This window comes from Aeromicrobium sp. Root344 (genome assembly GCF_001425755.1).
Taxonomy (GTDB): Bacteria; Actinomycetota; Actinomycetes; order Propionibacteriales; family Nocardioidaceae; genus Aeromicrobium.
This window is the reverse complement of sequence record NZ_LMDH01000001.1, coordinates 398,025-418,528: the sequence shown is the minus strand read 5'-3', so window position 1 is coordinate 418,528 and position 20,504 is coordinate 398,025. Positions and strand designations below refer to the sequence as shown.

Genomic DNA, 20,504 nt, shown 5'->3' with positions numbered 1-20,504 from the left:
CCGTAAAGTGGAGCAGGCGACGCGGGGTGGAGCAGCTCGGTAGCTCGCTGGGCTCATAACCCAGAGGTCACAGGTTCAAATCCTGTCCCCGCTACCAAAAGTAATTCGTTAGAACCACGGTCCTTTGAGGGCCGTGGTTCTTTCTTTTCCCATAACAGGTGACCTCTGGGCCGTTCTACGTTCAGGAATGCCCCGAAACGGTCCTGTGGTGCCGTTCTCTGGGATTTCGCGGGCAGGTCGTCGGTCGACGTGTCGCGACCTCTGTGGACAGAATCTCCCACCTCTGGGACGACATAGAGGTCATTAGTTCTAACCAGCCGTTTTTGGGTGGTCTTCCGTTCGCTCGCCAAATCCGATTCAAGACTGTCCGACATGAGCCGACGGAACGCGGGCTCTAGGTCGCTCGCGACGATCTCGTCGTCGTGCACGTAGATGCGGCTGAATGTTGCTTGGTTCAGATCTCGACGGCCGAGGTCGTCTGTTTGGTTGTAGTGAGATTGAGCGTTCGTCAGAAGATCAAGGCAGCGTTCTAGTGCACTGGTGATCAGGCCTTCATCGAGATCGAACTTGGCCACTTCCGTTTGGATAGCCGCGCGCCGCGCCGCGATTCGTACCTGTTCCTTCTTGAGTTCGTGAGTCTCGATGGCGTCGGCATAGAACGCGTCGAGCACCTTCTGGCTGTCGCGGTCGAGACTGTCGAGTTCGCTCTTGCGGGCTTCGCGCACTGCCGTAGTCGACGGCATAACGATGCCCAAGTGTTCGAGAACCAGCCCGCGAATCTTGGCGATCTGTCCGGGTCGAAGCGAGATGGTTGCCCAGTGCTCAGCGACGAGTTCCTCAAGCTGATGGGCTTGCACGGCACGGAAGGTGCAACCGTTCTTGAGGCTGTTCCGTCCGAGGCAGACAAAGTAGTCGTATGTCGTTCCGGTGCGGTTCCGTGACTGCGCGAAAGTCAGCGGTTCGCCGCACTGCCCGCAGTACACCGACCCCTTGAGGTAGTGGCTGCGCATGCGCGGCTTTTCACCACTCTGATGACGCGCAGCGCGCACTCGCTGTACTTCTTGGAACAACTTCTCGGAGACGAGTGCGGGGTGCTGACCCGGATACTCGACACCCTCGAACTTCACGAGTCCGAGGTAGTACCGATTGCGGAGGATGCTATCGACGTGGGACACGGCGATCGGCCGGCTGGGACGATTAGGGCGCTGAAGCGTCATGACGCCTTGCTTGTTCAGTTCGTCGCGCAACATCGCAGATGTCCACTCACCAGTGGCGTATTTCTCATACAGCCAGGTCACCCAGGAAGCGCGCTCTGGATCGAGCGCAACGGTCTTGATCTCTCGACCATCCGCCATCCGTTCACGTGAGTTGATGTATCCGAACGGAGCCATGCCCGTAGTGCCGCCACCCTTCGCCTTCTGGCGCATGCCCTTCTTCGATTCCGCCGCAAGATTGCGAGAGTAGAACTCAGCGATCGAGCTCATGATGCCGTGAAGCAACAATCCGCTAGGGGTCTCGTCGATGTTCTCTGTGCAAGAGACCAGCTGTGCGCCAGCGGCGGTGAGCTGGAGGTTGATGTCCACATCGTCGGCGCGATTGCGTGCCAAACGGTCGACCTTGTGCACGATGACGTGAGCGACCTTGTGCTCGGCAACGAAGCCCAGCATGTTCTGGAGTTCGGGACGATTTGCGGAACGGGCACTTGCTCCAGCGTCGACGAATTCGGCGACGACAACTGCGCCCATGCTCTCGGCTTTTCGGAGGCAGGCTTCGCGCTGGGCAGGAATCGAGAATCCCTCAGCCTCGCCGCCGCGCCCTGCTTGGTCTTTCGTACTGACGCGCAGGTAGATCACTGCCATGGGCTTGATGCCCGGGGCTGCCGAGACGGCGAGGTTCATGCGTATCTCCTTTGTGCGTAGCGCGGGCGGGCAGTGCGGAAGCGCTGCACCTGATAGCGAGGGGTCGAAACTGGTCGGGCACATCGTGGTGTTGGGAGTTTGTCTGCGACGACGTCGAGGCCTGTTTGAGCCAGGCGAACGCGGATGGCTTCGAAACTGACATTGAAGTGGTGGGCTAGGTCTTCAACCCGCTGGATGCGATTGCCCCATGCGGATTTGAGTTCACGTTTGCCAACGAGCGCGCAGCCTGCGAAGTAGTCGGCGGCAGCTTCAGCCTGTTGTTCACCGGACTGGCGTTTGTTGCCTGGATAAAGGCGCGCTGTTGAGCCGTGATCGACGATGTGTTTGAACTCGTGCAGGAGCGTGAATCGTTGCCGCGTCTGACTCTCGTTTCGAGAGAGCGCGATGACCCACTGCTGTCCGTTCCAGTAGCTCATGCCGGAGACGGGCAAGTCCTCGCGAACGATCTTGATGCGTGGCATGCGAGCGATGTGCAGTTCGTTGACGCCGTCAACGTCTGCGATTAGGTCGATGAGTCGTCGGGCCTGTTGTTCAGCGATTTGAAGCGCTTCGCCGAATTCGACGATGCGGTGCGGCACTAAGGCTCGGAGGCTCGTAAGTGGTGATGATGTGGTTGTTGTCATGGGAGCCTCCTTTCGCAGTGGCTGATTAGTTGGTTGTCATTACTCGGTTTCGTCCTCGCCGGGCTGAGGTCCATTCGGGTCGTATCCGTGTTTGGCGGCGATCTTGGCGAAGCTGGTTTCGAGTTCGCGCTGGGCGCTGGCGGGAAGACCGCTGTACTTACTCCGCAGATAGGGGGCGAAACTCGGCAGGCCCTCTGGCTGGATGTAACCCGCTGCTGCGTAGAGGTCCGACAAGTCGAGGTCGAGAACGTCGGCCAAGGACTTCAAGGTTTCAGGTCGCGGGTTGGCGATCGTTCCTTGTTCAAGGCGAAGGACGTTTGAGGCAGCCATGCCACTCCGATCGGCGAGTTCTCGGCCTGATAGTCCGGCCTTCTCTCTCGATAGCCGTAATAGTTTCCCGAGTGCCTGAGCTTGCTTCTTGTCCATTTTGTTCTCCAGTATTTGGTTCGTTTTCCTATCCCTATTTTACGCCCTTTGTTGCATGAATGCATCACCCAAATTGTTGTGAAATTGTCTGGAAGGGCAGCCTTATTTAGAGGTTCGTGTGGGGAGCCAGAGAGTCACCATGTGGCTCGATCTGGCTCCCCACGAGGAGCAGGCGACGTGCGTACGTCAGCCCTTCTGCTGCCTGGCCCGGGAGGCCGGCTTGTCGCCTCCAAACAATGCAGCGATGGCGCTGCGCTGTTCGGCGGCGTCCCGTTCGATCTCTGCGGTCAGCGATTCCGCCTTGGCAGAGACTTCGGGATCCGCGGCCAGCTTCTCGATGTGCGTGTTGATGGCGTCGCGGATGGCGTCCGTGACCGACACGTTGGCGAGCTTGGCCAGAATCGAGATACGAGCGTGCTGCTCGTCCTCGAGTCGGATAGCGAGGGTTTTCATGTGCCTGTCCTCCTTCCTGAGGTTTGGCCCGAGCAATGGATGCTCGGACACCTTCTCGGGGTGGTGCGACCGGCGAAAGCTGGATGCCTTCACGGTGACGGTCGCAGGCCCCCGACAAGGCCTGCTGATCTGCATCAGCGGTGTAGTGCGTCGTGGATGCGGGTGGTCGCAAGGTCGACGAACTCCGGGTTGAGCTCGACGCCGAGCCAGTCGCGGCCAAGCCTGGCGGCGGTGATGGCCGTCGTCCCTGATCCAATGAAGGGATCGAGAACGAGACCCGGCTCAGCTTTCGCGTCGCACGTACAGGTTGGACGCGGGGGAGTGCGACGAGCGGTGTCCCCTTCGCGAATGAGTCGACGTGTCCACGGGGCGCGGCACTGACTGCAACGCATGCGTGGTGTTCCGGCTTCGACCATTCGTTTGGCTAGCGTCTCGGGGAACGTGGCGAAGTGCGCGCCTCGGAACTGACTGACGCCCAATCGCCAGACGTCGCCAGGGTTCTTGCCGAGGGGGTGGCCTTGAATACCTCGGGCGTGCAGCGCCGCCAGACCGCTGTCACCATCGCTGTTGGGGCCGAGCCATGCGGGGCGCGATCTCGTGGCGGCGACGTCGCGGGGCTTGGGCGGACGGCTGGTGTGAGGAAGGCGCAGGCTGTCGAGGTCAAAGTAGTACCTGACTGATCGGGTTAACAGGTAGACGACTTCGTAGTGGGTGCTGAATCGATCGGTAACGCTCGACGGCACGTTGGTGGTCTTCGCCCAGACGATCTTGTTGCGGATCGTCCAGCCGTCATCGATGAGTGCCAGCGCCAGACGTTCGGGGCCGAACAAGAGGCTCTTGCGTGGGGCACCCTCTTTGACGCGAGTGCTGAAGCTGTCGCCGAGATTCAGCCAAACACTGCCAGTTGGTACGAGGACACGGGCGATCTCTTTCATAACCGTGCGCAGTTCGCCCACCCAATCGGTGATGTGCGGCTCAAGGCCGAGCTGACCGCTGACGCCGTAATTGCGAAGTCGGAAGTACGGCGGGCTGGTCACCACACTGTCGATCGATTTGTCTGGCAGGGAGCGCAATCGGTCGAGTGCATCGCCGGTAAGGATCTGGTTGCGAGGAATGGTGGAGGCACTCATGAGAGCGGCTCCTTCATGGCGGCGAAGAACGTGTCTGCTGTGGCGTAGCGGTACAGCTCCGGCGTCAGGCGGGGTGAGCGCAGAATGGCGGCGCGCAGTTTGTCGGCTCGGTCTGGTCGGCTGAACATCCAGAGCACTAGCGGGAATGCGCCGTGCTCTTGCTGCTCAATTCCACTGGCTCGATAAGCCTCGTACTGGCCTGCCTTTTTTAGCAAAGTTGGGATGGACTCGCTGCCCAAGTCCACCTCTATGAACCAGCGGTCGGAAAAGTCAGTCAGATCGACCACGGCTGCGAGATCTGGTTGGAGCCATCTGGGTTCGCCGCCGATGCCGACGTAGCGTCGCCAACAGTCCGGCTCGGTCTGCACGCGAACCTGTTGAACCTGGTCGAGGTCGCTGAGTGCCAGCGCGCCGAGGTGGACGTCCGCCACGGCCAGGCAGTGGGCGAGGAAGCGAAGTGACGGTTCGTGGGTGCGCTGGGCTGCGCCGTCATCACGAAGCAAGCGGGCACCGGCGGGAGCCAATTGCCAGACGCGTGCCGCACTGCCTGAACGAGCCCCGCCGATGCGCCGGGTCACCATCCGTATGAGGGCATTGCGCTCCAATCGCTGAAGCACGTGCCGCGCTGTTCGGGCAGCTGACTCGGCACTGCTGTGGGTGGTGAAGACGAAGGCTTGGACTTGGTGCGTGGTCAAGTAGCGGTGCTCAGAGATGCGGCGCAGCACGTCCCAATCACGCTCCGGCATGGCGTCGGCGATACGTGCCAAGACGTCGGCATCGACACGACGGCGGCGTCTGCTTGGAGTCATCTCCGGGGACGAAGTCGCCGGAGTATTCGGCCCGTTAAGGCCTCGGAATTCGCGTCCGACCTGCGCGGATACCGGGTCAGCGTCGGAGCCGAGCGGAAGGGCGAACGGAAGGCCTGTTCCTGGTGTGTAGTTCGTCATGACAGCTCTCCATCTGACGGACGACGACGGCTGCGACCGAACGATTCATTGCTGGACGTCGGCGGTTCGATCAGGTTGAGCAGGTCGGCTTCGATGTCGTCGAGGGACTGGCCGTAGGTGGCACGAGATCGAGCCCGGACTGACTCTGGATCGCGGACGGGAGGCGGCAGAGGCTCGGTGCGAACGCTGACCCAGCCGGGGTGCTGGTTGCCGTGCAGGATGTTGGCGTAGGCCGAGAAGGCCGGCAGTGATTCGAAGTCTTCGGCGACCAGCTGACCTCGTGTGGTGGCGGCGATCTGGCGCGCATCACCGTGCGGCAGCGCAAAGAATGCCTGTGATCGAGCGTTCGCCATGATGGCGTGATGCAGCGCAGACGGTAGTTGGTCGAGATGCTGATGGTAGAGCGAGTAGCCGATGCCCCTCCCTCGAGCAGTGGCCAGAGCGTCGCCAAGATCGCCTGGCAGACGCAGGTAATCCTGCACTTCGTCGATGTGCACCATGACGGGATGGCGGGAGGTTTCGGACTGCTCGCTCCGACTCTGGGCGGCCGTCCACAACTCAGAATTGACGATTGATCCCAGAAGAGCTGCTGCGTCTGGCCCTACCGAACTTTTGGCGAGATTGACGAGGAGCACGCGGCGCTTGGTGAAGACATCGGCGATGTCGAACTTGGGACGGCGCTGACCGAAGATGCCACGGATGCTTGGTCGCATCAGGATGGGACGAAGTCGCCGGAGAAGCGGCGTGATGGTCTGTTGTCTCTCGGCTTCTGAGATGGCGTTGAAGAACGACCAGTACGCGCCGAGTCCGATCGGATCATCCTTACTGACCCGCCCGACGATTGAACGCCGGAAACCGTTGTTCGTAAGCATCAGCGGCAACATGGCGATCGAGGCGTCGCCGCGACGCGCGAGGGCGATGAGGCAAGCCTGGAGAAGCTCATGGGTACGAGGGAGCCAGTTGTCGCCGTAGAGCGAGCGGAACATCGCCAGCAGAGCATCGGCAGTGAGGTCGGGATCGTGCGGGTTGGCGAGCGGGTTGAGTCCGACCGGCATCTGATCACGGGCGTCGATGACAACGATCCGATCGAGGCTGGCATTGTCGACGCGCGCCAGGATGGCGTCGATTGCGTCACCCTTCGGATCGATCACCACGGTGCTGCGATTGGCGGCGATGTCCTGAAGCGCAAGCCCTATTGCGAGCGTAGATTTTCCTGAGCCTGTCGGCCCCAGGGCTCGAAAATGCGCGAGGGAGGCGTTCACTGAGATCGCAATTGGTCGACGTGGCGAGGTTGGGGTGAACCCGATGATCCGGCCGCTCGTCGCGACCTGTTTGCTGGGTGAGAGCAGACGTGGGTGAGGGGATGGAACTCCGGGCAGTTGGTCCGCAGTCTTCGCTGCAACCGGCCAGCCGGTCAGCGCGACGAGGTCGCTCAGGCTGAGTCGGTTTGACCACATGAGCGGGCTGCGCGCTTCAGAGAATCCATGAATGGACGCGCGACTGACCTGCAGACGGAGGCTCGGTGCTTCGAGCTGTCGCAGTGCTCCGACGACGCCCTCGATCAGGCTTCGAGAGCGAGCCGGATCGGAGGTCGATGCGCCGATGCGCACCTCACAGGCGAAGCCATGCTCCTGATGCTTAGTCGTGGCTTTGCGGGTTGAGGGCAGCGGACGCGACGGGCGATGACGAGGGCCGAGGATGAGTTGCATGAACACCAACTCGGCCTTGCGGGTGCTAGCGAGGACGCCGAGCACCCCGCGCGTCGTCGCCTCGATCGCGTCGTGATTGAGCGGTTCGTCGCGGTCGCCGCGAACGCGTAGCCTGGCGGCGGTATCGACGCGGAGGCCGTCGAGCGTGAAGGGCATGCGCTCGTGACGCAGGTCGGGCAGTTGCGACGACAAGGCTCGCAACACCCGAGGCGTATCGCTGACCTGGGCACCGAGCTTCCACGAGACGACCTTGTCTCGACCAGTTGCTTCGAGTACCAGTCGCGGCTGGCCGCTGAGACCGGCGAGTGCTGCCAGTGCCGCACGAGCTGCATCGATCGAAATTGGTGACGGTATGAGAAGACGTGTCCAGATGAAGGGAGTTGACGCACTCATGACTGACCTTCCTTCTCGGCGGCTTCCGCTTGTGCCTGTGCTTCCTTTTCGGCTTGAGCGACGGCGAGTGCCTGGACGGTGAGCGCGATCTTCTGGAGGTCGGGTCGGGAGCGCAGCTCTGAGCGAATGCGCAGTCGGCGCTCGCGTCCTCGACGGGGTGACTTGTTTTTGGGCATAGGAAATAGACCTCCTTTCGAAGTGGGTGAATTGGTGTTGGCGACGCATGTTGCATTTGTGCAACGGTCTGCTACGACTATGCGCTGCATTCATGCAACGGTCAATGGAGATTGTGAAAAGTACAGCAGGGAGCGGAAGGCCGAATCATCTGGACTACCAGCGCCGAATTCGCCATCGATAGACAGCAACTGTGACAGCTCCAATACTCAGGATGAGGAGCCACGGCCAGAGCGATTTGATGAGGTTGGAAGCGAGTGTGAGGCAGATGGCGCAGACGAGCGCACCGATGCAGAAGTTCACGATGCGCTCGCCTACGCCACGGCTGGAATCGGACATGATCACTCGATGATGTTTCGCCACGACTGATCCGCCGCGTCGTTCATGGAGCGCTTCGCCTGCCGATACTCGTCGTCGATCGCCTGCGCAGCGTTCTGCTGACGAGAGTGCAGATTCTTCCCCCGCTGCTCACTCTCGGCGGCAAGGCATCCGGCGATGGCCAAGACCAGAACGGCCGAGAACAACACAATGAAGAGCGCGGTCATGAACGATCGCCGCCCTCGAACATGCGCAGCCGCTCGCGGAGCAAGACGTCATCACCAGCCAGCTCGTCAGCGAAACTGCTGACCTGCGAGCGCATGTGATCGAGGTGCGCCGCGAAGTTGATCGCGATGTGGTCGCGATCCTCGTCCAACAGATCGTTGACGACCGCTACCAGCTTGTCCCGACGGAATCTGCGCAGGATGGCCGTAACCGCCTGGCCCAGGATGCTGCCAGCAACGAGCGCGAGGATCAGGCCGGTCACAGCGGGAACTCCGAGCCGAAGTTCTTCTGCACCCGCTGGGCCTTCTCGACGAAGCCGAGCTCGATGCGGGTCAGTACCATGTTCAGCGTCTCGTCGTTCCCGGCCAGGCTCTTGCGGTACTGGTCGATGTCGACCGCCCGCTCCATGATGCGGCCGGTGAGTGCCGCTTCAGCGTCTACCTTGAGGCCGGCGAACTTGGTCTCTCGCACGAGGTTGGCGACGGCGCGGTTGTGCTGCCGCTCATCCTTACTCGGCACAATGCTGGACGTTCCTGCCGCCCAGCGTTGAAGTTCGTTCATGATCTTCCTCCGGTTGTGGTCTTGTAGCGGGTGAGTTGAGCCGGACCTAGGCGTTCGGGCTCAGCGGGAAATCAGGATGGTCGAGAAGCCACTCACGGCTGAACCAAGGTGTGTCGACCTCGACGTACGCGATCGAGTCGGGAGCGGAGCCCTCGAGTTCGTTCATGAGCTGATTCCTTCCATCTGATGTCTCTCGTCGTTGTGGCGAGATCATGAATCGAATGTAGGAACGCGACGCGATGTCGTGAAAGGAGAGGAAGTTGCATGGCAGCCTAAGAAAGTGAGCGGCGATAGTGACATCAGGCAACTGGCAGCAGCACTCAAAAAGCTGCGCGGCACGAAGGGAGTCTTGTCGCCAGCGAAGATGAGTAAGCAGCCGATTCTTGCTGAAATGCTCGGTCGCGGCGACGTTCAGCGCGCCTACGAAACACTCCGAGGCGAGCTGCAAAGAGCAGCCGTCAGCTCGTCTCGAGGTCAGCAAGCAGGTGCCTGGTCATTGTTGATCGAAGAAGTTTCGTGCGAGGCCCGATTGAAGTCCACCGGGGTACTCATGCACGCGGCGGAGCGTACTGTCCGCGATTGGGCAGATAAGGGAGGGTGGGAGGAAATTGCTGCCGAACTCCTGTACTCCACGGGCGCTGGCCGACCAGTCGCCAGGCAGACGACATTCCTTCGTTATCCGACCAAGGAGCAGGGCCTCGCGATGACGTTTATCGCTGAGGTTCCATTGGCTAACAGAGACTTCGACAAGCCGATCATCAAAGTGAACGACGTCGACTACATCGATCAGTCCGATCACATCGTCAGGGTCGATCGCGAGTCGGGTGTGACCGAGCACGAATACGGGCTCGAGCTGATGGGGATCCCCATGCCACCCGAGGATGCTCGGAACATCGAGGCGCCGGTGCTCAAGATTCAATTCACGGTTCCGGTGTCGATACGGATGGCACACCGCTTTGTCAGCGATTTCAGATCTCATGCGTACTACGTGGCGAGCAACTCGATCGGTCAGTCGCAGATCTCGTTCGTCGTCTTTAGGCCAGTGGACGAGTAACAGACGTCAAATTGGCTGCAGTCGAGTATGTCGGGTTATGAACGAAATAGAGCCCGTCACCGGAAGGAGCTGGGCTCTACTTCTGGTGCGGGCTGTGCTTACTCGGCATCGAAGAGCTGCCAGGTGAACATGTCGTCCTCATTGAACTCTTCGTACAAGGTGCTCACGTGGATGCGAACCCGCTGGTCGCGGGCCGCGCGCGGGGCAAGGACCCAGCCTTCGAAGTACCAATCGGGTACTTCGAAGTTCTTCTGTTCAGCATGATTGAACTCGACGTCCAGGTACTTGTGAAGCGCCTGAGCCTTGTCCAGGACAACAGAGATGATCGGGTCGCCCTCCTCATCGAACCTGTTTCGAATCACGAGAGCGACTGAGACGCTTCGACGCGTCTCACTCAGGCTGCGCCACGCCTGTGGCAGCGTGAATGCTCCGATGTATTCGAAGCGGTCGCGTTCCGGATCGAACCCGAGCGCGATCATGTGCTCGTCGAGCTTCGACCCTTGTGGCGCTGAGCGCTCGTCCATGTTGGTGCCTTCCTATCTTGAGTGAGGGGTGAAACGCGCTGACAGAGTCGTTGGACTCGGGCAGGGCGTTGCATCCCTCAGATAGGAACTGAAATGATTATCTCACAATATAGTTGAAGTGTCAACTAGTTGTTGCGCGATGTGTATCTGGAGCGGCGAGGGCAAACGGCCCATGGCAGGGCAAGACAATGAGAGGATGAGGCACCGTCGGGGGCGGGTACGACCTGCGCGCACGATCGACGTCGAGACGACTAGCGACATCGCCGAAAAGGACTGCAATCCGTGGTAAAATTGGCCCTAAGTATATGGCAGAACAGCAACAACAGAATCGACCTCCGATGGCTCTGAAGAAGTCGGATCTGTACGCGTCCCTGTGGAAATCCTGCGATGAGTTGCGCGGCGGAATGGACGCTAGCCAATACAAGGACTACATCCTGACGCTGCTCTTCGTTAAGTATGTCTCCGACAAGGCGAAGGCCGACATCAACAGCCTCATCGAAGTGCCAACAGGCGGGTCTTTCGACGACATGCTCGCCGCCAAGGGCGACAAAGAGATCGGTGACCGACTCAACAAGATCATCGCCAAGCTCGCCGAAGCCAACAACCTGCGCAACGTGATTGACCTGGCTGACTTCAACGATGAGGAGAAGCTCGGCAAGGGCAAGGAGATGCAGGACCGCCTCTCAAAGCTCGTCACGATTTTCAACGATCTTGATTTCCGTGGTTCTCGGGCCGAGGGTGACGACCTACTTGGCGATGCCTACGAATACTTGATGCGCCACTTCGCAACGGAGTCAGGCAAAAGTAAAGGACAGTTCTACACACCAGCCGAGGTCTCGCGGATCCTCGCGAAGGTCGTAGGCATTAACGGATCAACCCGGCAGGACCAGACCGTCTACGACCCAGCCTGTGGCTCGGGTTCGCTGCTACTGAAGGCGGCCAACGAGGCTCCGCGCGGCATGACGATCTATGGCCAGGAGAAAGACAACGCCACCTGGGCACTGTCAAAGATGAACATGATCTTGCACGGCAACGAGATCGCGGAGATCGAGAAGGGCGATACGATCACCAGCCCACAGTTCACGGCTGGCGCGCTCCTCAAGACGTTCGACTACGTCGTCATGAACCCGCCGTTCTCTACAAAGTCCTGGGCCAACGGCCTTGAGAACGACTACGACCGCTTCGAATACGGCCGCCCACCGGAGAAGAACGGCGACTACGCATTCCTGCTGCACGCGCTCAAGTCGCTAAAGAGCACCGGCAAGGCGGCGATCATCCTCCCGCTCGGCGTCCTATTTCGGGGCAATGCCGAAGGCATGATCCGCACCCGCCTTCTTAAGCAAGGCTTCATCAAGGGGGTCATTGGCCTGCCCGCCAACCTGTTCTATGGCACCGGCATCCCGGCATGCGTTGTCATTCTCGATAAGGAGAACGCGGTCGCCCGGACTGGTGTCTTCATGATTGATGCTTCGAGGGGCTTTCTAAAGGACGGCAATAAGAACCGCCTCCGCAGCCAAGACATCCACAAGATCGTCGACACGTTCAACAAGCAGATCGAGATACCCCGCTACTCGCGCATGGTGCCGATGAGCGAGATCGCGGACCCGAAGAATGACCACAACCTGAATATCGCCCGCTACGTCGACTCGTCCGAGCCTGAGGACATCCAGGACCTTCAAGCTCACCTTCACGGCGGCACGCCGAACAGCGACCTCGATGCGCTCAGCGACTACTGGGATGCCTTTCCAAGCCTGCGTGGGCAGATCTTCAAGCCGAATCGCCCCGGCTACAGCGACCTCACTATCGACGTGAGTGAAGTCCAGCAAGCCATCATCGACTCGATCGAGTTCCAGAAGTTCGCCGACGAGGCGCGCGCATTGACCAGCGACTGGTGCACAGCCCACCGAGACCTGCTCGCGACGATCGACGCGGACACTCGCCCGAACGATCTTGTTGCCACGATCAGCGACGATCTGCTCGCACGTTTCGCGCAGGTGCCCGTTCTCGACGAGTACGACGTGTACGAGCAGCTCATGGATTACTGGCACGACACCATGCACGACGATGTATTCCTCGTCATGAATGACGGCTGGCTAGATGCTGCTGTGCCTCGACTGACCATCGAAGATAAGGATCGGAAGCTCGCAGAGGCGCCTGACCTGGTCATCGGATCAGGCCGTGGAGGCACAAAGTACAAGATGGACCTCATTCCGCCGACTCTGATTGTTAAGCGCTACTTCGCCGAGGAGCAAGCCAGGCTAGATGAGCTCGTCTCGACAGCAGAGGATGCCTCCCGCGCCGTAGAGGAGTACGTCGATGAGCACGCCGTCGAGGACGGCCTTCTTGCCGAGGCCATGGATGACGACAAGATCACTAGGGCACTCGCCACGGCGCGACTGCGGGTCGCGAAGCGGGATGGATCGGACCAGGAAGAGATCAACGCACTACTTCAAGTCGTCAGGCTCTACGACGCCGAGGCTACCGCCAACAAGTTTGTCAGAGCGGCTCAGGCCGCCTTGGACCTCGCGACACTTGAAAAGTACGGGGATCTGACCGAGGCCGATGTGAAGAGCCTTGTAATCGACGATAAGTGGCGGGCCACAGTCGTCGGTCGTGTTGCCGGTGAGGTTGAGGCTCTTACGCTCGCGCTCGTTGCTCGCATCCAACTGCTTGGCGACCGCTACAACGAGACAGTTGGAGAGCTTGATACCGAACTTCATGTGCTTGATACAAAGGTCGCAGGCCATCTGGCGGCGATGGGAGTGCAGCCATGACGAGTCTCGCGGCCCCGTGGCCGATCAAGACTCTGGCCGAACTCGGCGGCAGGGTTACCAGTGGATCGCGCGGATGGGCTTCGTACTACTCGGATCACGGGAGCTTGTTCGTCCGCATCACCAACCTCGATCGCAGCAACATCCACATCGACCTAACGAGCCCGCGATTCGTTCGCATCGACCCCCTGAACGCGGAGGCGGCTCGAACCCGACTCGCGCCGGGTGACCTCCTCGTCTCGATTACGGCTGATATCGGCATCATCGGTTACGTCGATGAAAGCGTGCCGTCACCTGCGTATATCAACCAGCACATTGCACGAGTGCGCCTTGACCCGAAACTCGCCGACAGTCGCTTTGTTGCGTACTACCTCTCGAGTTGGGAACCGCAGAGGCGCTTCGTAGGCTCGACCGACACCGGGGCGAAGGCCGGCATGAACCTCACCACCGTCTCTTCGCTTTCGACCGTCGTCCCACCAGTGCCCGAGCAGAAGCGGATTGCGGCCGCACTGGCTGACGTCGACAGCCTGATTGCGAGCCTGGTACGCCTTATCGGGAAGAAGGTCGCCATCAAGCAAGGCATGATGCAGACACTACTCACTGGTGAGACCCGCCTCCCCGGCTTCACCGAGCCGTGGACGGACGTCCGCCTGGGAGATCACGTCACATACGTGAAGACAGTTGCACTGTCCCGGGCTCAACTCGACACGACATCGCCGCTTCGATACCTGCACTACGGCGACATCCACACACGCGTCGCCGTGTCGCTCGATGCCGCTCATGAACCCATGCCTCGCGTGGCGGCCAACTTGACCGGACGCGCAGGGCGGCTTCGGACAGGCGACCTGGTGTTCGCAGACGCGTCGGAAGATCCCGACGGTGTGGGAAAGTCGGTGGAGATCACCGCCGTCCCACCGGAAGGTGCGGTGCCTGGTCTTCACACGATCGCGGCCCGTTTCGATAAGACGGTCCTTGCGGATGGGTTCAAAGCCTATTTGCAGTTCATCCCGGCCTTCCGTGACCAGCTGCTTCGGCTCGCGGCGGGGACCAAGGTGCTCGCAACCACGCGGTCGAACATCTCTAGCGTGACGTTGCCACTTGCAAGCGTTGCGGAGCAAAGGGCGATCGCCGAAGCGCTTCGCAACGCGGAGAGCGAGATTGAAGTGCTTCGAGTCCGTCTCACCAAGACACGCTCGATCAAGACCGGCATGATGCAGCAGCTTCTCACCGGCCGTACCCGGCTCCCTGTCGAGGTGGCGTCATGAACACCGAGTGGGCCATCGCGGAGCTGGACAAGTTCATCCAGCAGACCGTCATGCGCAACGGAAGCGGATCGCATGGTGGCGCGGTCGTGATCACGGCGACCAACTACACCGCAGCATCGGACGCAGACGTCACTAAGCAGGCACAGCTGGTCGAGAAGATCTTCGATCGAGTGATTCCCAAATGGCGCACGGATATCACGAACTCGAAGAACAACAGATGGACCCGTCACCGCGAAGCTGCCATCCGGGCACGCGAGGAACTTATTCGCGAGACAGAGGTCAAGGAGAACCTGGGCGAGAACGCGCCGGAACTCTCAGCTACCGAACTTCACAACTGGATCTGGAGTGGCGCGAAGTCCCTTTGGCAATCCGGTCACTATCGGGAAGCCGTCGAGGGGGCAATCAAGAAGCTGAACGCCGAAACGCAGAACAAGGTCAGTCGGCGGGACGTGAGCGAGACCGATCTCTTCAAGCAGGCGTTCAGCCTCGACGCTCCTGCGGCAGGGAAGCCCCGCTTGCGCCGGATGGCAGTGGACTCCAGCGATACTTACAAGTCGGTGCAACGTGGAGCGATGACATTTGCCGAGGGTGTCTTTGCAGGCATCCGAAACCCCCTCAGCCACGAGGCTGACCAGGAACTCTCGGAGCAGGAAGCTTTGGAGTATCTGGCCGCGCTGAGCGTGCTCGCACGTTGGGTCGATGGCTCAGTCGTGGAGGCAATCTCATGAGCGATGTTGGGCAGATCGAGCGCAAGGCTCAGGACCGTGTGGTCAAGTTGTTCAAGGATGCCCTCGGGTACGACTACCAGGGCAACTGGGAGACGCGTGCCGGGAACTCGAACATCGAAGTCGACCTGCTCGCCCAGAACCTGAAGGCGCGCGGCTACGACGACAACCTGATCAACAAGGCGAGCGATCAGGTCGCGAAAGCTGCTGCGCTTGGCGGCGGACATGACCTCTACGCGGCCAACCGTGCCGTCTACGACATGCTCAGATATGGCGTGAAGGTGAAGCCCGGAGTGGGTGAGCACACCGAGACCGTTTGGCTCATCGATTGGACGAACGCTGACGCCAATCACTTCGTCATCGTCGAAGAGGTCACGGTTCTTGGACATCACACCAAGCGTCCTGACATCGTCCTGTACGTAAACGGCATTGCCCTTGTCACGCTTGAACTCAAGCGATCCATGGTGGCGGCGAGCGAGGGTATTCGGCAGACGATCGGCAATCAGAAAACTGAGTTCATCCGCCCGTTCTTCACCACCGTTCAACTGGTAATGGCTGGCAACGATGTCGAGGGCTTGCGCTACGGCGTGATCGACACCCCCGAGAAGTATTGGCTTGAATGGCGCGAGCCGTCAGAGATCGAGGACCCACTCGACCGAGGCCTGAGCCAGATGTGCTCAAAGGACCGGCTGCTCGAAATCATTCACGACTTTATGGTCTTCGACTCGGGTGTCAAGAAGACGGCCCGGCACAACCAGTTCTTTGGTGTGAAGGCCGCGCAGGCGCGAATCGCCAAGCGTGAGGGCGGCATCATCTGGCACACCCAGGGGTCGGGTAAGTCGCTGACGATGGTGTGGCTGGCGAAATGGATTCGGGAGCATCAGGACGATGCGAGGGTCCTGCTGATTACCGACCGAACCGACCTCGACGAGCAAATCGAGAAAGTCTTCAACGGCGTCAACGAACAGATTTACCGCACCAGCAGTGGCTCGGATCTGCTCGACACTCTGAACAAGAGCCAGGAATGGCTCATTGGGTCCTTGGTTCACAAGTTCCGCGGCGTCGACGACGATGCGTCGAGGGACGCGGGCGGCAGTGACTTCATCAAAGATCTCAACGCCAAAATTCCCAAGGACTTTGCAGCCAAGGGGAACCTGTTCGTGTTCGTCGACGAGGCGCACCGCACGCAGTCCGGCAAGATGCACACAGCCATGAAGCAGCTCCTTCCTGGAGCCATGTTCATCGGCTTCACCGGTACGCCTCTGCTCAAGGCCGACAAGACCACCAGCATCGAGACATTCGGCTCGTTCATCCACACCTACAAGTTCGATGAAGCCGTTTCCGATGGTGTCGTGCTCGACTTACGTTACGAGGCACGCAACATCGACCAGAATCTGTCATCGCCGGAGCAGGTCGACAAGTGGTTCGACGTCAAGACCAAGGGCATGACCGATCTATCGAAGGCCGAGCTGAAGAAGCGCTGGGGCACGATGCAAAAGGTCGTTAGCTCTGAGCCGAGAGCAAAGCAGATCGTCAACGACATCCTGCTCGACATGGAGATCAAGCCCCGACTCATGGATGGGCGTGGCAACGCCATGCTCGTTGGCGCCAGCATTTATCAGGCATGCAAGTTCTACGAACTGTTCGTCAACGCCGGGTTCAAAGGCAAGTGCGCCATCGTCACCAGCTACGAACCGCAAGCCGGCGACATCTCCAAGGAAGACTCCGGCGAAGGAAAGACCGAGAAGATTCGCCAGTACGACATCTACCGAAAGATGTTGGCCGACCACTTCCGAGAGTCCGAAGACTCCGCGATGACCAAGGTTGAGCAGTTCGAAAAGGAGGTGAAAGAGCAGTTCATCAAGAACCCTGGACAGATGCGGCTCCTAATCGTCGTCGACAAGCTCCTGACTGGCTTCGACGCACCTTCGGCGACGTACCTTTACATCGATAAGAAGATGCGCGATCACGGACTGTTTCAGGCCATTTGCCGGGTCAACCGCCTTGATGGTGACGACAAAGACTACGGCTACATCGTCGACTACCAGGACCTCTTCAACTCGCTCGAGGTTGCCATCGGCGACTACACCGGCGGCGCTCTCGACGGCTACGAGAAGGATGACATCGAAGGTCTTCTCTCTAACCGAATCGACAAGGCCCAAGAAGATCTAGAGGATGCGCTGGAGAACATCCGCGCCATCTGTGAGCCTGTCGAGCCGCCTAAGAACACACTTCAGTACCAGCAGTACTTCTGCGCTAAGGAACAGGGCAATGCTGAGCAATTGAAGGCGAACGAGCCCAAGCGGGTGGAGCTCTACAAGGCCGTCTCGGGAGTCACTCGCTCCTTCGCGAACTTGGCCAACGAGATGGCCGCCGCCGGATATACCGACGCAGAAGCCGCAGCGATCAAGAAGGAGATCGCTCACTACGTCGCAGTTCGTGACGAAGTGAAACTCGGTGCTGGCGAGGATGTTGACTTCAAGCAGTACGAGGCTGGGATGCGGTTCCTCCTAGACACCTACATCCAGGCAGGCGCTTCGGAGACGCTGTCGGACTTCGAAGACACGGGACTAATTCAACTCATCGTTCAGATGGGCGTCGGGGCGATCGACAAGCTCCCGGAGGGAATCAAGAAGGACCCGGAGGCCGTCGCCGAGACGATCACCAACAACATGCGCAAGGTGATCATCGACGAACGTGCGATGAATCCCAAGTACTACGACAAGATGTCGGAACTCCTCGACGCGCTAATCGAGCAGCGTCGCAAGGGTTCTCTCGACTACAAGGCATACCTCGCGCAACTGATCGAGGCCGCTCGCAAGCTTGGTGCCAAGGAGTCCGACACCCAATACCCCGAGTGGGCTGACAACGGTGCGAAGAAGGCCCTCATTGACTTCTTCCATCCCGACGATGGCTTCGCTATTGAAGTCGACACCATCGTTCGCCACACGAAGCCGGACTCGTGGATCGGGAACCGGATCAAGGAGCGCAAGGTCAAGAACGCCATCAAATCGACATTGCCGGATGACTTCGACCGGCTCGATGATCTGTTTGAACTCGTGAAGGCGCGCCATGAGTACCGCTAGTGCCTACATGACGATCCGTGGCATCGACATCGACGTCATCTACAAAGACATCAAGAACCTGCACATCGGTGTCTACCCGCCCATGGGTCGAGTGCGTGTCGCTGCACCGACGCAGCTCGACGACGACAACGTGCGTCTCGCTGTGATTCAGCGATTGCCTTGGATCAAACGCCAACGGGCCCAAATGCAAGCGGCTGAACGTCAGTCCGAGCGAGAAATGATCACGGGGGAATCCCACTACGTATGGGGTAATCGTCTTCGTCTCAAGGTCATCGAACGACCAGGCCGCGCCCATCTTGAGGTTGACGGCGACAAGCTACTTCTATATGCGCCCGAGGGCGTGTCGCCTGAGCGCCGTCGCGAACTGCTGGACCACTGGTATCGCAGCCAGCTCCGTCAGGTCATTCCTGATCTCATCGCCAAGTGGGAACCCATCCTCGATGTGTCGGTGCCCCGGTGGAGTATTCGTCGCATGAAGACCAAGTGGGGTTCGTGCAACCGCGAAACCGGGCACATCTGGTTCAACGCTGAGCTGGCGAAAAAGCACCCCGAATCCTTGGAGTACATCGTCGTCCACGAGATGACACACCACCTGGAGCGCAATCACGGGGAGCGCTTCACCAAGTTGATGGATGGGTATCTGCCGAACTGGCGGAGTCGGCGAGATCAACTTAACGGTGCGCCGCTGGCCCACGAGTTCTGGACGGATGGGGCGGGGGAGTAGTTGTGGATCTGTACTTCTCCCAGCATTTCGGGGTGTCCGAGGAGGTTTTGGAGGAGTACGGCGCGTTCGACCTGAGCATCGTCTCCGACCTCCCGCTGTTCGTGGACCCGTTCCTCCTCTTCAATAGCGAGAAGCCGGAGTACCAGGAACTACACGCCGAGATTCTTCGATACCTCAAATTTCTGCGTAGCAAGGCTGACATCCAACTCGATCCCAATCTGATCAACAGCCTCTACCGTTTTAAGGAGGTGAAACAGAACTGGTTCGGCTTCACGTTGCTAGGCAATGGCGGAAGTGGGCTAGGCCCGGTGTTCGCCAAGTCGCTACACGACTCCCTCGGCCACGTGTTGGGCAACTTCGGATCTGAGAGCATCACGTCGAGCAGCCACTTGGAGAAGCTCGCGCTTATAAAGCCGGGCGTCGGCCGAGATAACATCAGCGATTTCACTACGAACCTCATCAAAGAGTTCCTTCTGGAGTACACCCAAGAGTTCGCGCGAACCCGCTTGTCAGAGGATCAGACGGAGACTTTTGCTGTCACTCGGGCACGGTTCAACTACGACACTGAGACATGGGAAACCCGCAAGTACCTGCTACCGAAGCTCAACGACGACTTCCTGATTCTGACGCCAGCGGACATCCTGACTAGAGATGACACCTGGATCAGCCACTCGGACATGATCAAGGGATTCGAGAAACTTCCGGAAGCAATCCCCGACGGTGAGCTGCGCGCACAGATCGACAACTACTTCAGGAAGCAACTTGGCAAGAAACCGACCGCGAAGGAACGAGCGGAGGCCGCCCGAAGGACGATCATGGCGTTTCCCGACTTGATTGATTACTACATCAAGGAGAAGGAAGACTCGGGGGAGAGCGCTGTCGCGGTCAGTGCCGAGAAGGTTGAAGATACCCGCGCCGTTCTAGTTGAACAGCTGAAGCGGGTAGTAGCCGACCTCGAAGCCAAGTCCGACTTCTATGAGAAGCCGTGGTCAAGCCTCGATGAGGCGAGGGCTCGAGTCGGCCTGTTCAAGGATTACGTCGAGAATCAAGACGGCTACAAGCTGATCAATCGCAACGGCAAGCCGTTCTCGCGTGAGGACGAGGTCCAACTTTTCTTCGGTGTCATGTGGTGCAGCACCGACTTCGATGTCAACCGAGAACCGAACAATGGCCGAGGCCCCGTCGACTTCAAAGTGAGTTTCGGTGCCGGCGACAAGTCGCTCATCGAATTCAAGCTCGCAAGCAATTCGGCTCTCAAGCGAAATCTCGAGAAGCAGGTCGAGATCTACGAAAAGGCGAACAAGACGAGTCAGTCGCTCAAGGTCATCATCTGCTACACGAAGTCGGATGAAGCCAAGGTCCAGCGAGTGCTGAAGGAACTGAAATTGACTGACAATCCTGCCATCGTTGTGATCGATGCCCGCAATGACAACAAGCCTTCGGCGTCGAAGGCTTGATGATGAGTCAGAAACGGGCA

The 20,504-nt window shown here is 59.5% G+C and carries 19 protein-coding genes and 1 tRNA gene; 8 read left to right on the top strand and 12 right to left on the bottom strand.

The window, feature by feature from the left end:
- The first annotated feature begins 20 nt into the window (after positions 1-20).
- Positions 21-97: transfer RNA gene (locus ASC61_RS02040), tRNA-Met, on the top strand.
- Here the strand turns inward: ASC61_RS02040 and ASC61_RS20440 are convergent.
- The 11 genes from ASC61_RS20440 to ASC61_RS01990 form a co-directional block, all read right to left on the bottom strand.
- Positions 54-1,859, bottom strand: coding sequence for a recombinase family protein (locus tag ASC61_RS20440; RefSeq protein ID WP_442854216.1), 1,806 nt, complete (start codon positions 1,857-1,859; stop codon positions 54-56). The two genes, ASC61_RS02040 and ASC61_RS20440, sit on opposite strands and share 44 nt — an antisense overlap.
- A gap of 35 nt (positions 1,860-1,894) precedes the next feature.
- Entirely contained in the window at positions 1,895-2,542 is a 648-nt protein-coding gene (locus tag ASC61_RS19250) for an ImmA/IrrE family metallo-endopeptidase (RefSeq protein ID WP_082530400.1), read from the bottom strand.
- Between the two features lie 39 nt (positions 2,543-2,581).
- The gene (locus ASC61_RS19245) at positions 2,582-2,968 is read right to left on the bottom strand and encodes a helix-turn-helix domain-containing protein (RefSeq protein ID WP_082530399.1); all 387 of its coding nucleotides are present in this window, start codon (positions 2,966-2,968) and stop codon (positions 2,582-2,584) included.
- Between the two features lie 186 nt (positions 2,969-3,154).
- Positions 3,155-3,421 (bottom strand): ribbon-helix-helix protein, CopG family, encoded by a 267-nt coding sequence (locus tag ASC61_RS02020; RefSeq protein ID WP_056215180.1) that lies wholly within the window; start codon positions 3,419-3,421, stop codon positions 3,155-3,157.
- A gap of 134 nt (positions 3,422-3,555) precedes the next feature.
- Entirely contained in the window at positions 3,556-4,551 is a 996-nt protein-coding gene (locus tag ASC61_RS02015; protein ID WP_056208613.1) for a DNA-methyltransferase, read from the bottom strand.
- Positions 4,548-5,498 carry a replication-relaxation family protein gene (locus ASC61_RS02010; protein ID WP_082530398.1) on the bottom strand — a complete coding sequence of 317 codons (951 nt, stop codon included), beginning with the start codon at positions 5,496-5,498 and terminating at the stop codon, positions 4,548-4,550. The genes ASC61_RS02015 and ASC61_RS02010 overlap by 4 nt, the downstream gene beginning before the upstream one ends.
- Positions 5,495-7,600, bottom strand: a complete 2,106-nt coding sequence (locus ASC61_RS19570; RefSeq protein WP_157439345.1) for a type IV secretory system conjugative DNA transfer family protein — start codon at positions 7,598-7,600, stop codon at positions 5,495-5,497. Before ASC61_RS19570 ends, ASC61_RS02010 begins: the two co-directional genes overlap by 4 nt.
- Complete coding sequence (locus tag ASC61_RS19565; protein ID WP_157439344.1) at positions 7,597-7,776, bottom strand: hypothetical protein; 180 nt, start codon at positions 7,774-7,776, stop codon at positions 7,597-7,599. Before ASC61_RS19565 ends, ASC61_RS19570 begins: the two co-directional genes overlap by 4 nt.
- Before the next feature lie 339 nt (positions 7,777-8,115).
- Positions 8,116-8,319, bottom strand: coding sequence for a hypothetical protein (locus ASC61_RS02000; protein ID WP_056208605.1), 204 nt, complete (start codon positions 8,317-8,319; stop codon positions 8,116-8,118).
- Positions 8,316-8,579 (bottom strand): hypothetical protein, encoded by a 264-nt coding sequence (locus tag ASC61_RS01995; RefSeq protein ID WP_056208602.1) that lies wholly within the window; start codon positions 8,577-8,579, stop codon positions 8,316-8,318. Before ASC61_RS01995 ends, ASC61_RS02000 begins: the two co-directional genes overlap by 4 nt.
- Positions 8,576-8,836: a hypothetical protein gene (locus ASC61_RS01990; RefSeq protein WP_056208601.1), complete on the bottom strand. Its 261-nt coding sequence runs from the start codon at positions 8,834-8,836 to the stop codon at positions 8,576-8,578. The genes ASC61_RS01995 and ASC61_RS01990 overlap by 4 nt, the downstream gene beginning before the upstream one ends.
- A gap of 286 nt (positions 8,837-9,122) precedes the next feature.
- Between ASC61_RS01990 and ASC61_RS19560 the strand changes: the two genes are divergently transcribed.
- Positions 9,123-9,932 (top strand): hypothetical protein, encoded by an 810-nt coding sequence (locus ASC61_RS19560; RefSeq protein ID WP_157439343.1) that lies wholly within the window; start codon positions 9,123-9,125, stop codon positions 9,930-9,932.
- Positions 9,933-10,030: 98 nt separating this feature from the next.
- Here the strand turns inward: ASC61_RS19560 and ASC61_RS01980 are convergent, their stop codons facing one another.
- The gene (locus ASC61_RS01980) at positions 10,031-10,456 is read right to left on the bottom strand and encodes a hypothetical protein (protein ID WP_056208594.1); all 426 of its coding nucleotides are present in this window, start codon (positions 10,454-10,456) and stop codon (positions 10,031-10,033) included.
- 338 nt (positions 10,457-10,794) lie between these two features.
- On the opposite strand from ASC61_RS01980, the gene ASC61_RS01975 reads away from it, so the two are divergent.
- The 6 genes from ASC61_RS01975 to ASC61_RS01950 are packed head-to-tail and all read left to right on the top strand — an operon-like array spanning position 10,795 to position 20,484.
- Positions 10,795-13,230, top strand: a complete 2,436-nt coding sequence (locus ASC61_RS01975) for a type I restriction-modification system subunit M (protein WP_082530397.1) — start codon at positions 10,795-10,797, stop codon at positions 13,228-13,230.
- A complete protein-coding gene (locus ASC61_RS01970) occupies positions 13,227-14,492 on the top strand; it encodes a restriction endonuclease subunit S (RefSeq protein ID WP_082530396.1) in 1,266 nt (421 codons plus the stop codon). The genes ASC61_RS01975 and ASC61_RS01970 overlap by 4 nt, the downstream gene beginning before the upstream one ends.
- Entirely contained in the window at positions 14,489-15,220 is a 732-nt protein-coding gene (locus tag ASC61_RS01965) for a TIGR02391 family protein (RefSeq protein WP_056208592.1), read from the top strand. The genes ASC61_RS01970 and ASC61_RS01965 overlap by 4 nt, the downstream gene beginning before the upstream one ends.
- Positions 15,217-18,303 (top strand): type I restriction endonuclease subunit R, encoded by a 3,087-nt coding sequence (locus ASC61_RS01960; RefSeq protein WP_056208588.1) that lies wholly within the window; start codon positions 15,217-15,219, stop codon positions 18,301-18,303. The genes ASC61_RS01965 and ASC61_RS01960 overlap by 4 nt, the downstream gene beginning before the upstream one ends.
- A gap of 7 nt (positions 18,304-18,310) precedes the next feature.
- Positions 18,311-19,027: a M48 family metallopeptidase gene (locus ASC61_RS01955; RefSeq protein ID WP_235503453.1), complete on the top strand. Its 717-nt coding sequence runs from the start codon at positions 18,311-18,313 to the stop codon at positions 19,025-19,027.
- Positions 19,028-19,029: 2 nt separating this feature from the next.
- Positions 19,030-20,484 (top strand): hypothetical protein, encoded by a 1,455-nt coding sequence (locus tag ASC61_RS01950; RefSeq protein ID WP_056208582.1) that lies wholly within the window; start codon positions 19,030-19,032, stop codon positions 20,482-20,484.
- The last annotated feature ends 20 nt before the right edge of the window (positions 20,485-20,504 follow it).

What these genes read in the sequence shown, in the direction of transcription:
- ASC61_RS01960 (WP_056208588.1), top strand. Translation starts at nt 15,217, where the DNA reads ATGAGCGATGTTGGGCAGATCGAGCGCAAGGCTCAGGACCGTGTGGTC.
- ASC61_RS01975 (WP_082530397.1), top strand. Translation starts at nt 10,795, where the DNA reads ATGGCTCTGAAGAAGTCGGATCTGTACGCGTCCCTGTGGAAATCCTGC.
- ASC61_RS02010 (WP_082530398.1), bottom strand. Translation starts at nt 5,498, where the DNA reads ATGACGAACTACACACCAGGAACAGGCCTTCCGTTCGCCCTTCCGCTC.
- ASC61_RS19250 (WP_082530400.1), bottom strand. Translation starts at nt 2,542, where the DNA reads ATGACAACAACCACATCATCACCACTTACGAGCCTCCGAGCCTTAGTG.
- ASC61_RS02015 (WP_056208613.1), bottom strand. Translation starts at nt 4,551, where the DNA reads ATGAGTGCCTCCACCATTCCTCGCAACCAGATCCTTACCGGCGATGCA.
- ASC61_RS02020 (WP_056215180.1), bottom strand. Translation starts at nt 3,421, where the DNA reads ATGAAAACCCTCGCTATCCGACTCGAGGACGAGCAGCACGCTCGTATC.
- ASC61_RS01970 (WP_082530396.1), top strand. Translation starts at nt 13,227, where the DNA reads ATGACGAGTCTCGCGGCCCCGTGGCCGATCAAGACTCTGGCCGAACTC.
- ASC61_RS02000 (WP_056208605.1), bottom strand. Translation starts at nt 8,319, where the DNA reads ATGACCGCGCTCTTCATTGTGTTGTTCTCGGCCGTTCTGGTCTTGGCC.
- ASC61_RS01955 (WP_235503453.1), top strand. Translation starts at nt 18,311, where the DNA reads ATGACGATCCGTGGCATCGACATCGACGTCATCTACAAAGACATCAAG.
- ASC61_RS01980 (WP_056208594.1), bottom strand. Translation starts at nt 10,456, where the DNA reads ATGGACGAGCGCTCAGCGCCACAAGGGTCGAAGCTCGACGAGCACATG.
- ASC61_RS01965 (WP_056208592.1), top strand. Translation starts at nt 14,489, where the DNA reads ATGAACACCGAGTGGGCCATCGCGGAGCTGGACAAGTTCATCCAGCAG.
- ASC61_RS19565 (WP_157439344.1), bottom strand. Translation starts at nt 7,776, where the DNA reads ATGCCCAAAAACAAGTCACCCCGTCGAGGACGCGAGCGCCGACTGCGC.
- ASC61_RS19570 (WP_157439345.1), bottom strand. Translation starts at nt 7,600, where the DNA reads ATGAGTGCGTCAACTCCCTTCATCTGGACACGTCTTCTCATACCGTCA.
- ASC61_RS20440 (WP_442854216.1), bottom strand. Translation starts at nt 1,859, where the DNA reads ATGGCAGTGATCTACCTGCGCGTCAGTACGAAAGACCAAGCAGGGCGC.
- ASC61_RS19245 (WP_082530399.1), bottom strand. Translation starts at nt 2,968, where the DNA reads ATGGACAAGAAGCAAGCTCAGGCACTCGGGAAACTATTACGGCTATCG.